General features: G+C 70.1%; 14 protein-coding genes. 9 read left to right on the top strand and 5 right to left on the bottom strand.

The annotated features are described in order from the left end of the window. Nucleotides 1–5 precede the first annotated feature (5 nt). A complete protein-coding gene (locus AB5J73_RS43505; RefSeq protein WP_285993152.1) occupies nucleotides 6–215 on the top strand; it encodes a helix-turn-helix domain-containing protein in 210 nt (69 codons plus the stop codon). Nucleotides 216–301: 86 nt separating this feature from the next. Beyond that, nucleotides 302–1,612 carry a tyrosine-type recombinase/integrase gene (locus AB5J73_RS43510; protein ID WP_370965225.1) on the top strand — a complete coding sequence of 437 codons (1,311 nt, stop codon included), beginning with the start codon at nucleotides 302–304 and terminating at the stop codon, nucleotides 1,610–1,612. Nucleotides 1,613–1,650: 38 nt separating this feature from the next. Here the strand turns inward: AB5J73_RS43510 and AB5J73_RS43515 are convergent, their stop codons facing one another. Then, a complete protein-coding gene (locus AB5J73_RS43515) occupies nucleotides 1,651–3,012 on the bottom strand; it encodes an NAD-dependent succinate-semialdehyde dehydrogenase (RefSeq protein WP_370965227.1) in 1,362 nt (453 codons plus the stop codon). Nucleotides 3,013–3,121: 109 nt separating this feature from the next. Between AB5J73_RS43515 and AB5J73_RS43520 the strand changes: the two genes are divergently transcribed. Further along, complete coding sequence (locus tag AB5J73_RS43520) at nucleotides 3,122–3,544, top strand: hypothetical protein (RefSeq protein ID WP_370965229.1); 423 nt, start codon at nucleotides 3,122–3,124, stop codon at nucleotides 3,542–3,544. Between the two features lie 146 nt (nucleotides 3,545–3,690). Further along, complete coding sequence (locus AB5J73_RS43525) at nucleotides 3,691–4,149, top strand: hypothetical protein (RefSeq protein WP_370965231.1); 459 nt, start codon at nucleotides 3,691–3,693, stop codon at nucleotides 4,147–4,149. On the opposite strand, the gene AB5J73_RS43530 is transcribed toward AB5J73_RS43525, so the two are convergent. Together AB5J73_RS43530 and AB5J73_RS43535 are read right to left on the bottom strand one after the other, a co-directional pair. Further along, nucleotides 4,104–4,541, bottom strand: coding sequence for a L,D-transpeptidase (locus AB5J73_RS43530; RefSeq protein ID WP_370965233.1), 438 nt, complete (start codon nucleotides 4,539–4,541; stop codon nucleotides 4,104–4,106). The genes AB5J73_RS43525 and AB5J73_RS43530 overlap by 46 nt on opposite strands. A gap of 66 nt (nucleotides 4,542–4,607) precedes the next feature. After that, nucleotides 4,608–5,522: a hypothetical protein gene (locus AB5J73_RS43535; RefSeq protein WP_370965235.1), complete on the bottom strand. Its 915-nt coding sequence runs from the start codon at nucleotides 5,520–5,522 to the stop codon at nucleotides 4,608–4,610. Nucleotides 5,523–5,646: 124 nt separating this feature from the next. Here AB5J73_RS43535 and AB5J73_RS43540 point away from each other — a divergent pair, with 124 nt between their 5' ends. Beyond that, a complete protein-coding gene (locus tag AB5J73_RS43540) occupies nucleotides 5,647–5,952 on the top strand; it encodes a PspA/IM30 family protein (protein WP_370965237.1) in 306 nt (101 codons plus the stop codon). A gap of 3 nt (nucleotides 5,953–5,955) precedes the next feature. On the opposite strand, the gene AB5J73_RS43545 is transcribed toward AB5J73_RS43540, so the two are convergent. Continuing rightward, the gene (locus AB5J73_RS43545; RefSeq protein ID WP_370965239.1) at nucleotides 5,956–6,405 is read right to left on the bottom strand and encodes a nuclear transport factor 2 family protein; all 450 of its coding nucleotides are present in this window, start codon (nucleotides 6,403–6,405) and stop codon (nucleotides 5,956–5,958) included. Nucleotides 6,406–6,491: 86 nt separating this feature from the next. Between AB5J73_RS43545 and AB5J73_RS43550 the strand changes: the two genes are divergently transcribed. Continuing rightward, nucleotides 6,492–7,358, top strand: coding sequence for a LysR family transcriptional regulator (locus tag AB5J73_RS43550; RefSeq protein ID WP_370965241.1), 867 nt, complete (start codon nucleotides 6,492–6,494; stop codon nucleotides 7,356–7,358). 149 nt (nucleotides 7,359–7,507) lie between these two features. On the opposite strand, the gene AB5J73_RS43555 is transcribed toward AB5J73_RS43550, so the two are convergent. Continuing rightward, nucleotides 7,508–7,891 carry an STAS domain-containing protein gene (locus AB5J73_RS43555; RefSeq protein ID WP_370965243.1) on the bottom strand — a complete coding sequence of 128 codons (384 nt, stop codon included), beginning with the start codon at nucleotides 7,889–7,891 and terminating at the stop codon, nucleotides 7,508–7,510. A gap of 351 nt (nucleotides 7,892–8,242) precedes the next feature. On the opposite strand from AB5J73_RS43555, the gene msrA reads away from it, so the two are divergent. The 3 genes from msrA (at nucleotide 8,243) to AB5J73_RS43570 (ending at nucleotide 11,940) form a co-directional block, all read left to right on the top strand. After that, a complete protein-coding gene (msrA, locus tag AB5J73_RS43560) occupies nucleotides 8,243–8,758 on the top strand; it encodes a peptide-methionine (S)-S-oxide reductase MsrA (protein ID WP_370965245.1) in 516 nt (171 codons plus the stop codon). 319 nt (nucleotides 8,759–9,077) lie between these two features. Beyond that, nucleotides 9,078–11,354 (top strand): M4 family metallopeptidase, encoded by a 2,277-nt coding sequence (locus AB5J73_RS43565; RefSeq protein ID WP_370965247.1) that lies wholly within the window; start codon nucleotides 9,078–9,080, stop codon nucleotides 11,352–11,354. 76 nt (nucleotides 11,355–11,430) lie between these two features. Beyond that, the gene (locus AB5J73_RS43570) at nucleotides 11,431–11,940 is read left to right on the top strand and encodes an OsmC family protein (RefSeq protein WP_370965249.1); all 510 of its coding nucleotides are present in this window, start codon (nucleotides 11,431–11,433) and stop codon (nucleotides 11,938–11,940) included. Nucleotides 11,941–11,946 lie beyond the last annotated feature (6 nt).

An 11,946-nucleotide genomic window follows, 5' to 3' on the forward strand; every position in this document is an offset into this window, starting at 1 on the left:
CAGACATGAGCGCACGGATCAAGGTGGTGAGCATCGAGGGCCTGTGGACGCCTGAGGACTTGGCCACCTTCCTCGGGATACCCGAGAAGACCCTGCGGGACTGGCGGTTCAAGAGCTACGGCCCCGCGTGGATTCGGATGGGCAAACACGTCCGGTACTCCCCCGAAGCGGTACGAGCTTGGATCGACCAGCTCAGCCATGACGGTGCCGCATAGAAGGTCTCGGCTACGAAACCCCATGCCCGATCAACCTCGGGCATGGGGTTAAGCCGCATCAAAACCAACTAGGATAGGAGAAAATAATGAAAGGCCACGTGCAAGACCGATGGTGGCGACAGAAGAAGGACGCGGAAGGCAAGCCGGTCTTCAATGCCAAGGGGCACCCGGTCCGCGAGAAGACCGAACTGTTCGGCAAGGGAGACCGGTACAAGGTCCGGTACTACGATCCCGAGGGCAACGAACGGAGCAAGTCCTTTCCGGACAAGCAACTTACGAAGGCCAAGACGTTCCTGACCAAGATGCAACACGACGTGCTGGCCGGTGAGTACATCTCGGCCGAGTCCGGCGAAGAGAAGTTCCGCGACTACACGGCCCAGTGGCGCAAGGGCCAGTCAGCCGACGCGGGGACGCGGCAGACCGTGAGCAACCACCCCAAGACCGGGATCTTCCCATTCCTCGGGGACAAGCCGCTCAAGGTAGCCGCGAAGACCGACACCATTCGCGATTGGCTCGACTGGCTGGAGCGGCCGAAGAGCGAAGGCGGACGCGGCCTGATGGCGTCCACCCGGGCGGTGCTGTTCGACACCGTTTCCGCGATCCTCCAGGCGGCCTACGACGACAAGAAGATCCGGACGAACCCGTGCCGGGCGAAGAGCGTCAAGCGGCCCAAGCCCGTCCAACGGAAGGTCATCCCGTGGCCGGACAGCCGGGTCCGCGCGGTGCGGCTCGCCCTGCCAGCCGAGTACACCGTCACGGTGCCGCTCGGGGCGGGCCTCGGGCTGCGGCAAATGGAGATCTTCGGGTTCGGCCCGGACGACGTCGACCGGGACGAGATGATCGTCAACGTTCAGCGTCAGATCCGGTGGATCGGCACTCAGCCGGTGTTCTCGCCTCCCAAGGGTGGCAAGACGCGGGTGGTGCCGCTCGGGCAAGGCGTGCTCGATGACATAGACGACTACATGGCCACCTTCGAGCCGGTCACGCTGACACTCCCCTGGCTCGAACCGGGTGGCCGGCCGGAGACCGTACGCGTGCTGATCAGCCGGTCAACAAAGCGCAGCGTCTACGCCGGGCAGCCGATCAGGAACGTGATCAAGGGCGCCAACTTCACGTACCACGTCTGGCGACCGGCCTTCGCGGGCGCTGGCCTGGAGTACGTCGAACGCCGAGACGGCATGCACGCCATGAGGCACTTCTTCGCGTCCACGATGCTCGCCAACGGCGTGTCGATCAAGGAGGTCGCCGAGTACCTCGGCCACCACGACCCCGGATACACGCTCCGCATCTACACCCACCTCGTCCCGTCGAGCCACAAGCGGGCTCGGGCGGCGACCAACCGCGTGTTCAAGCCCCGTCGGCCGCAGCAGACGGCCCAGGATTCCGAGACGGCCTGACGACGGCCTGACGGGGCCAGAAGCAACAAAACAGCAGGTCAGAGGCGTATCGGTTTCTTGTTCATGAACTCCTCGATCCCCAGCGGCCCCAGCTCGCGGCCGATGCCCGAGCGCTTGATGCCGCCGAACGGGAGGTCGGCCTCCGAGCCGCCGGACTTGTTGAGGTAGACCATGCCCGCCTCGATGGCGCGGGCGACGCGGGCCGCGCGTTCGCGGTTGGTGCTGAAGACGCTCGCGCCGAGGCCGAAGGGGGTGTCGTTGGCCAGTGCGATCGCCTCCTCCTCCGTCTCCGCGCGGAAGAGCAGGGCCACCGGGCCGAAGATCTCCTCGTGGTACGCCGCCATTTCCGGGGTCACGTCGGTGAGCACCGTCGCTTCCAGGTACGCGCCGGGGCCGGGGACGCGGTGGCCGCCCGCGCGCAGGGTCGCGCCGTCGCGGATCGCGCGTTCGACCTGGGCGGCCACCTCGTCCGCGGCGGCCGGTGAGGCCAGGGGCGGCAGCGTCGTCGCCGGGTCCGCCGGGTCGCCCGGGACGTAGTACGCCGCGACGCGCTTGGCGAACCGGTCGGCGAACTCGTCGTAGAGCTCGCCCAGGACGATGATCCGCTTGGGCGCGTTGCAGGACTGGCCGCAGTTGCGCATCCGGGCGGTCGCGGTCGTCTTGACCGTCTCGTCCAGGTCGTCGGTGTCCAGCACGATCAGCGGATCCGAGCCGCCGAGCTCGAGGACGCTCTTCTTGAGGTTGCGCCCGGCTTCGGCCGCGACCGCGATGCCGGCCTGCTCGCTGCCGGTCAGCGACACGCCCTGGATGCGCGGGTCGGCGAGGATCCACGGGACCTGACGGCTCGACGCGAAGACGTTCACGTACGCGTCTTCGGGCACGCCGGCGTCGCGCAGTACGCGCTCGATGGCGACCGCCGAGCGCGGGCAGATCGACGCGTGCTTGAGCAGGATCGTGTTGCCCAGCACCAGGTTCGGCGCGACGAACCGGGCGACCTGGTAACACGGGAAGTTCCACGGCATGACGCCGAGCAGCGGCCCGATCGGCTCCTTCGTCAGCACCGCCTCGCCGCCGCGGATCGGCAGCGGCTCGTCGGCCAGCAGCTCCGGGCCGCGCTCGCCGTAGTAGCGGAAGATGTCGGCGACGACGCCGACCTCGCCGCGGCCTTCGTTGATCCGCTTGCCCATTTCGAGGGTCATGATCGCGGCGAGCTCGTCGGCGCGTTCGGCGAACAGCTCGGCTGCGCGGCGCCCGATCGCGGCGCGCTCGGCGACGGGCCGGGCCCGCCAGCCCGCGTACCCGCGGTGCACCCGGCCGATGGCGGCGCGGACCTCCTCGTCGGTCGCGTTCGGGATCTCCTCGACCCGCTCCCCCGTCGCGGGGTCGGTGACTGAGTACATGGCGGCCTCCGTATCCGACGCGGCTACTGCATACTGTATACACTATCGGATCAGCGACCGACACCCGCGCGGCGGTACTCCTGGGCGCTTGATCGACTATCGTTTCCCCATGACGCTGGAGATCACCGGCGGCCACGAATTCGACGCACTGGCAACGGAAAGCGCTCGCTGGACCCGCCGCTACGCCGACGCCGAGGTGACTTTCGGCTGCCCCGCGCGCACGCCGGAACGCACCCCACGGGTCTGGAGCGGCCGCGGCCTCGGGCTGGCGGAAGCCGAGCTGCCCCGCTTCGCCCGGCAGCTCGCCCGCGTGATGAAGCACCCGGCCTACTGGGAGGCCCGGGTGCCGGGCGGGGTCCAGCGCTGGTCGCGTGGCCGCTACGACGACGAAGACGGCTTCGTGTACTTCCTGGGGCCGTGCACGCACGGCGACCCGTGGCCGGGGTACCGGCCCGCGCGGGCGTTCGCCGTCGCGCTCCCGCACGTGCGCGGGCTGCGGATCCGGGTCGCGGCGTACCTCGCGGCCGGCTGACGTCGCCCGGATGGCATGAAAGGGGCGTTCACCTCGCCTGACGACGTGAAAGGGGCGTTCACGACATCGCGCGCCGAGCCGGGCGGGGCTGGACCGACGACATGAAAGAGTCGTTCACCTCGCCTGACGACGTGAAAGGGGCGTTCATGACGTCGCGCCGCCGCCGGATCCGTCAGATCGTGCGGGCCGGGGCCGTTGCCGCCGTCGTGAGCGGGGTCCCGTCCACCGCGCACGCCCTCCTCACCGGGGGCGACCTCCTCGCCGCCACTCGCGCCGCGGGAACCATCCTCCCCGGCCGGCGCGACCGGCCCGGCGTCGCCGCCGGGCTGGTCGCGCACGTTCTCGTCGCCGCCGGGTGGACCGGGGTGCTCGCCGCGGCCGGTTGTCGCGGCGGTGCCCGGGGTGCGGTGGCCGGGCTGGCGATCGCCGCACTCGATCTCCGCGTCGCCAGCCGGGCCTTCCCCGCTGTGCAGGCGCTTCCCCGCGCCCCACAGCTGGCCGATCACCTCGTGTTCGGCGCCGTCATCGGCACTCTGCTCGACCGTCCACACCGGACGGATCAGGGCACGACCTCGACGACGTCACCCGGGTGCAAGGAGTTGTAGAACGTCACCGCGGCCGCGTGCGAAAGGTGCACGCACCCGTGGGACTTCACCTTCAGGCTGCCCTGGTGGAATGCGACCCCGGTGGTGGTGAAGAACACCGAGTACGGCATCGGCCCGTTGTACTGCTTGCTGTAGTGGTCGATGTCCTTGTACTGCACGTGGAACTTCCCCAGCGGGGTCGGGTACTTCGGCAGCCCCACGGTGATCGGGACGCCGCCGTAGGTGACGTTCCCGGCGCCGTCGGTCAACCACGCCGTATTCGAACTGCGCTGGACGCAGGCCTTCGCGTCGGCACTGCACGGCGTCGACGCCGCTTCGGCCGTTCCCGCGAACGCCACGGTCCCCGCCATCGCGGCGACCCCGCCCAGTAGTGCGATCATCCTCCGGTTCATCGCGTGCCTCCCGTTGTCGTTCGGCGACAGGAGGTAAGGTGCCCAGTTTTTGGATCTTCGAACCGGTCAGTTCCGCAGTTGCGAAAGCCGGAGGAATTCCTCCTGCTCGCGGTCGTACCGCTGGGTCAGGCCGTTCCCGTAGCGGTCCCACCAGTTCTGCGTGTGCCCGCCCTGCCGGGTGGTCGTGTCGCCGTAGATCTGGCGGTCGTATTCGACGCGGGCGTCGCGGAACTCCTGCTGGAACTGCTCCGGCGTCAGGCCCTGCACGTGCTGGATCGTCGCGTCGCTGAGCGTCCGCGAGCTGCGGACGATCTCGTCGCCGCCCATGTGGTTGAGGATCGCGCGCACGCCACCGGCACCGCGCATGTGCGCGCCGGACATGATCGCGGCCTGGGTGCCCGGGTCGGTGAAGTTGAGCGCGCCCGCCGTGCGCGCGTTCGCCGTCATCAGGTCCGAGACGACGGCGCGTTCCTCCGCGCTGCCGATGCCGTACTGCTCGCGTGCGGCGATGATCCGGTCGTAGCCGTTGTGCATGTTCTGCCGGAAGCCGTACGCCTCGGGCACGCCGCCCTGCTCGCCGGTCGCGCCTTCCGAGCGCATGATCGAGTCGACGACGCGCGGGTCCAGCTGCTGCGGCGCCGTCGCGGCCGCCGCTCCCCCGCCGCCGGCCTGGGCCTGGCCGCCGCCGTAGGCCTGCGCGACGTCGGAGTCGGCCGCGTTGTAGCGGTTCGCGGCCGTCTGGACGTTCTGGTTGACGTTCGTGATCAGGCTCAGGAACTTCTGCAGCGCGCTGCCCAGCGAGGAGTGCAGCGCCGAGTTCGCGGCGGCCACCCCGCTCCCGATCCCGGCGAACGACAACGCGTCGAGCACCAGGCTCTCCAGGTCTCGGGTCACCGAATGGAAGGACGACCCGACTTCTTCGACCGCCTTGGCGACCGTCCCCATTTCCGTGGTTTCGGCGCGGTAGGCCCCGGCACTCATGGTCTGCTCCCTCCGGACACCGGCTGTGCGGGTCGAGAATTCCGCACCGCGCGGCACCGCCCAACGGCCGAATTACCCACTGCGGTACCGGCGGGAGTGCCCACTCCGGCGCTACAGTCGGCTCATGACCACACCCGACCGCGACCCGAACGTCTTGGACGGCGAGATCGTCGACGACACCCCCACCGCCGCGATCGCGGTGCCCTCGCCACCTCTGCCGGAGCCGGACTACAGCGACGGCGGCGTGCCCAGCTTCGACTTCGTGCGCGACAAGATCGAGAACCGGTACACGACGTCGGTCGGTGCCGCCGAGGTCGCCGGGCTCGGCACCGAGCACACCGCGGACGCCCTCGACAAGAAGATCGCCGACCGCGACCAGGCGGCCAAGGACCGGCTGGCCGAGATCCGCCGGTCGATGCGCGGCGAGTAGCGCTCACCCGAAGATGGCCACCGGGTCGCCGGTGTACCAGGCGTTCTCGATGACGACCCGGCGCAGCACCCAGCGGTCGCCGTCGCGGACCAGGTCGGTGTCGTAGCGGTTCTTGAGCAGTGCGTGCGTGGCGTGGTCGGCGCTCAGCAGGTGCTGCGCCTCGACCAGCGCCGTGAGGTGCGCGGTGTCGCCGTCGACGGTGACGCGCGGGTTGGTCACCTGGTGGGTCGTGTCGACACGCCCGTCGAACAGCGCGAGGATCGTGTCGACGATCTCGTCGCGACCGGTCATCAACGGCGGCCGGGCACCCCACTTGGCGGCGGCGGGCCGGAAGTCCAGCTCGGCGTCGGCGGCGAACGAGGACGCGAACAGCGCCCGGTCCTTGAGGTCCTGGCCGAGGCCGAAGCGGTACAGCGCGTCCACGATCTCGTGCAGGTCGTTTCCGGTGGTCATGCCCCCCAGGCTGGCCCGCCCCGCGAAGCCGATCAACGCGGTTGTGTGCCACGATCGTTAAGCGAGAGTTGACGATGGGGGCGGGCATGCCGGAGTGGCGCGAGCTCGAGACGTTCCTGCGGCTGGCCGAGGAGCTGCACTTCGGCCGCACGGCGGAGCGGCTGCACGTCTCGACGGCGCAGGTCAGCCAGACGATCCGGAAGCTGGAACGGCGGATCGGCGTGCCGCTGTTCACCCGGACCAGCCGCCGCGTGGCGCTGACACCGGTGGGCCGGCAGCTCGTCGCCGACCTCGCCCCGGCTTTCTCGGCGGTCGGGGCGGCGCTGGACCGGGCGGTCGAGGCCGGTCGCGGGATCACCGGCACGCTGCGGGTCGCGTTCGGCGACGCGGCGGGCGGTCAGCTCCTGGCCGGCGTGGCCGAGCGGTTCCGTGAGCGGGAGCCCGGCTGCCGCGTCGAGTTCCGCGAGGTGCGACCGGCCGAGGTCCTGCCCTGGCTGCGCGAAGGCGAGGTGGACGTCGTGCTGGCCGGGCTCCCGCTGGCGGCGCCGGACCTGGTCACCGGCCCGGTGCTGGTGCGGGAGCCGCGCTTCCTCGCGGTCGCGGCGGGCCACCCGTTCGCCCGGCACGGCTCGGTGACGGTCGCGGACCTGGCGCGCGTCCCGGTGCTGCGCTGCGCGCTGCCGGACCCGTGGCTCGACGAGCACGCCCCGGCCGCCGCGATCCGGCCGCGGGCCGGGCTGCAGGAGCTGCTCACCCTGGCCGGCGCGGGCGAGGGCGCGCTGCCGGTCGGGGCCCACATCCGGCGGTACTACCCGCGGCCCGACGTGGCTTACGTGCCGATCACCGACGCGCCCCGCCTCGAGTGGGGCCTCGTCTGGCCGGCCGCCACGGCGACGGCCCGGGTACGGGGCTTCGCGGAGGCGGCGGCCGAGCTGGTGCGCGAGCCTGCTTGACGCGGCCGCGGCGGCAGCACACGTGCGCCCGCACCGAAGCCGAAGGGTCGGGGCGGGGCCACGAAAACCATGCGTCACAACACAAGCCACCGCCGAACCCCGGCGAAATTCCGCCCGGCGACACGAAAACCCGCGCGCGACCGCTCCCCTCAGCTGGGCAGCCAGCGCATCTCCGTCGGCTGGTACGCGGCGATCGCCGCCAGCCGGTGCGGGAAGAGGGGGACCCGTCCGGTCAGTCCGGCGAGCCGGATCACCCGCTCCACCGCGCTGCCCGGCGTGGCGATCAGGCAGCCCGAAATCCCCCGCTCCCAGCACAGCTCGAACGCCCGCAGCAGACCGCGGATCCCGCGGACGGAAAGGAATTCCAGCTGCCCGAGGTCGAGTACCAGCAGGTGCGGCCCCGGCAGTTCGCAGATGGTGTCCTCGATCACCTTCGTCCACTGCCCCACGGTGTCGATGTCGAGCTCGCCGGACACCTCGACGACCAATACCCCGCTGGTCCGTTCGGGGGCGATCCCCTCGTGGTCGCGCATCGCGCGCCTCCTCGGGGCCGTGTCGGAGGCCGGCCCCGGACCATCGTCCCACCGCCGTCCGGTCGCGTCGCGCCGAAGCGCGGGGAGAGTCCCGTTTTCCTGACATCCGGGCGAACCCGGCACCGCCGTCCGGTCTAGAGTCCACTGTGGAGGGTCAGGTGGGCCCGCCCGCTCCCGCGGCAGCGCCACCTCGCGCAGGCGGGCGACACCACCAGGCACTATCATCGGTATCAACCAGGTGATACCACCGTTCCAGTGACGTCAGCCTTCCGTAACACCGGCGTGGAATCATCAGTGGCCGACGAAAGTTGTACCTGCCGGAAGCACCGCACGAAGAGAAGGAGTGACGCCGTGACCACGTCAACCGAAAGGGCCGTCCTGGCCGGCGGCTGCTTCTGGGGCATGCAGGAGCTGTTCCGCCGCCTGCCCGGGGTCGTTTCGACCCGGGTCGGTTACAGCGGCGGCGACGTCCCCAACGCCACCTACCGCAACCACGGCACGCACGCCGAGGCCATCGAGGTGGTCTACGACCCCGCACGGACGACGTTCCGCGACCTGCTCGAGTTCTTCTTCCAGGTGCACGACCCGACGACGAAGAACCGCCAGGGCAACGACATCGGCCTGAGTTACCGTTCGGCGATCTTCTTCGAGGACGACGAGCAGCGGCGGGTCGCCGAGGACACCATCGCCGACGTCGACGCGTCGGGCCTGTGGCCGGGCAAGGTCGTCACCGAGCTCAGCCCGGTGGGTGACTTCTGGGAGGCGGAACCGGAGCACCAGGACTACCTGCAGCGCATTCCGAACGGGTACACCTGCCACTTCGTGCGCCCGGGCTGGAAGCTCCCGAAGCGCGAGACGACCGCCTGACGGTCCGCAGCACCGAGAGGCCCCTTCGCCGATCCCCGGCGGAGGGGCCTTTCGCCGTTTCCGCGGCGGCAAAGATCACCCGAACGGCGGTGATCCCCCTCCGGTCCTGAGTGGACGGACCGGAATCGCATCCCAATGGCGGGAAATGTCCTTTTTGGGAAGTATTGCGTCCGGTAGATAAGACCGTACGTTAGTCGCTTGTTCACGAGCCTTCGGCGCCGGATCCTGATTTCCGCCAAGCAGCACCGTTTTTCCCGTCCCCCGTTCTCGGCCCGGCCTGCACCGGGCCGAGATCGCCCTGCCCGGAGGAGATCCTTCGATGCACCTGAGACGTCCCATCGTCTTGGCCGCGAGCGGCGCGCTGATAGCCGCGATGTGCACGACCACCGCCGCCCAGGCCCAGCCCGCCACCCCGAACGCCACCGCCGACGCCCAGACCCTGGCCGTCAACGCGGCGGCCGGCCTGGTCGCCAGCAAGCCGGCCGCGCTGCACGCCAGCGCGGACGACGTTTTCCTCGCCCAGAAAGCGATTTCCTCGACCAACGGGCTCAAGTACGTCCCCTACGAGCGCAGCTACAAGGGCCTGCCGGTCGTCGGCGGCGACTTCGTCGTGGCGACCGACTCGACGGGCCAGGTGCTCGGCACCTCCGTCGCGCAGGACCAGACCATCGACCTCGCCTCCACCACCGCCAAGGTGTCGAAGGCCGCGGCCGAGGCGACCGCGCGGCAGCAGCTGTCCGCGGTGGACAGCGCGAGCCCGGCGCAGCAAGTCGTCTACGCGCTCGGCACGCCCACCCTCGCGTGGAAGAGCACCGTCGTCGGCCGCGACGCCGAGGGCCCGAGCCGGCTCGACGTCATCGTCGACGCCACCACCGGCAAGGTGCTCAAGACGCAGGAGCACGTCCTCAACGGTGACGGCACCAGCGCGTGGAACGGCCCGAACCCGGTGCACCTCGACACCACCCACTCGGGCAGCACCTACACGCTGAAGGACCCGACGATCACCAACACGTCCTGCCAGGACGCGGCCAACAACACCACGTTCAGCGGGCCGGACGACCTCTGGGGCAACGGCACCGCCAGCAACCGCGAGACCGGCTGCGTCGACGCGCTGTTCGCCGCCCAGACCGAGAACAAGATGCTCTCGCAGTGGCTGGGCCGCAACAGCTTCGACGGCAGCGGCGGCGGCTGGCCGATCCGCGTCGGCCTGAACGACCAGAACGCCTACTACGACGGCACCCAGGTCCAGATCGGCAAGAACACCGCCGGCGGCTGGATCGGCTCGATCGACGTCGTCGCGCACGAGCACGGCCACGGCATCGACGACCACACCCCGGGCGGCATCTCCGGCGCGGGCACGCAGGAGTTCGTCGCGGACGTCTTCGGCGCCTCCACCGAGTGGTTCGCGAACGAGCCGTCGCCGTACGACGTGCCGGACTTCCTCGTCGGCGAGCAGGTCAACCTCGTCGGCTCCGGCCCGATCCGCAACATGTACAACCCGTCGGCGCTGGGCGACAAGAACTGCTACGACAGCTCCGTCCCCAACGGTGAGGTGCACGCGGCCGCCGGCCCCGGCAACCACTGGTTCTACCTGCTGGCCGAAGGCACCAACCCGACCAACGGGCAGCCGACCAGCACGACGTGCAACAGCTCCACGGTCACCGGTCTCGGCGTGCAGACCGCGCTGAAGATCTTCTACAACGCGATGCTGCTCAAGACCACCAGCAGCTCGTACCTGAAGTACCGCACCTGGACGCTGACCGCGGCGAAGAACCTGTTCCCGGGCAGCTGCACCGAGTTCAACACCGTCAAGGCGGCGTGGGACGCGATCAGCGTGCCGGCCCAGTCGGCCGACCCGACCTGCTCGGCGACCGGCACGGTCACCGTTTCCAACCCGGGCAACCAGTCCACCACGACCGGCGGTTCGGTGAACCTGCCGCTGTCGGCCAGCGGTGGCACCGCGCCGTACACCTGGTCGGCCACCGGTCTCCCGGCCGGCCTGTCCATCAACGCCTCCACCGGCACGATCTCGGGCACCGCGACCACCGCGGGCACCTCGAACGTCACGGTGACGGCGAAGGACGCGGCCAACAAGACCGGCACGGCGTCGTTCACGTGGACCGTCGGCACCACCGGCGGCTGCTCCGGCCAGAAGATCGTCAACGGCGGCTTCGAATCCGGCAGCGGCAGCTGGACCGGCACCACCGGCGCCATCGGCCAGTGGAGCTCGCAGGGTGAGGCGGCGCACGGCGGCACGTACAGCGCCTGGCTGGACGGCTACGGCTCGACCCACACCGAGTCCGTCGCGCAGTCGGTGAGCATCCCGGCGGGCTGCCACGCCAGCCTGACGTTCTACGTGCACATCGACACCGCGGAAACGACCACCACCACCGCCTACGACAAGCTGACCGTCACCAACGGCAGCACGACGCTGGGCAGCTACTCCAACCTGAACAAGGCGTCCGGGTACGCGCTCAAGACGATCGACGTCTCGTCGGCCGCCGGCAGCACCCTCGCGCTGAAGTTCACCGGCACCGAGGACAGCTCGCTGCAGACCTCGTTCGTCATCGACGACGTGGCCGTGACCCTGAGCTGACGCTGAACCGCTGAAGCGGGGGGACCGGGAATTCCCGGTCCCCCCGCTTCTCCGTTTTCCGGGGCAGAATCGGCCCATGGACACCGAAGAACTGCGCGCGACCCAGGCCCCGCTCAAGGACAAGTACCGCGAAGACCCGGAAAGCGCGGTCGTCACGCTGCACGCCGACGCCGAACTGGACGGCCTGGGCATCTCCTGCAAGGTCGAAACCGGCCGCGCGGTCGTGGAGGCCGGCCTGCACCCCGCGACGGGCGGCGACGGCACCCTCGCCTGTTCGGGCGACATGCTGCTCGAAGCGCTCGTCGCGTGCGCCGGGGTGACGCTGCGGGCGGTGGCGACGTCGCTGGGCCTCGAGGTCCGCGGCGGCCGCGTCCGCGCCGAGGGCGACCTGGACTTCCGCGGCACGCTGGCCGTCGCGAAGGACGCGCCGGTGGGCTTCCGCGCGATCCGGCTGTCGTTCGACCTCGACACCGGCGCTTCCGAAGCCGAGCTCGCCACGCTCAAGAAGCTGACCGAGCGCTACTGCGTGGTGTTCCAGTCGTTGCGGACCCCGCCGGAGTTCGCGGTCACGCTTTCGGCGAAGTAATTGTCC

This window comes from Amycolatopsis sp. cg9 (genome assembly GCF_041346945.1).
GTDB lineage: Bacteria > Actinomycetota > Actinomycetes > Mycobacteriales > Pseudonocardiaceae > Amycolatopsis.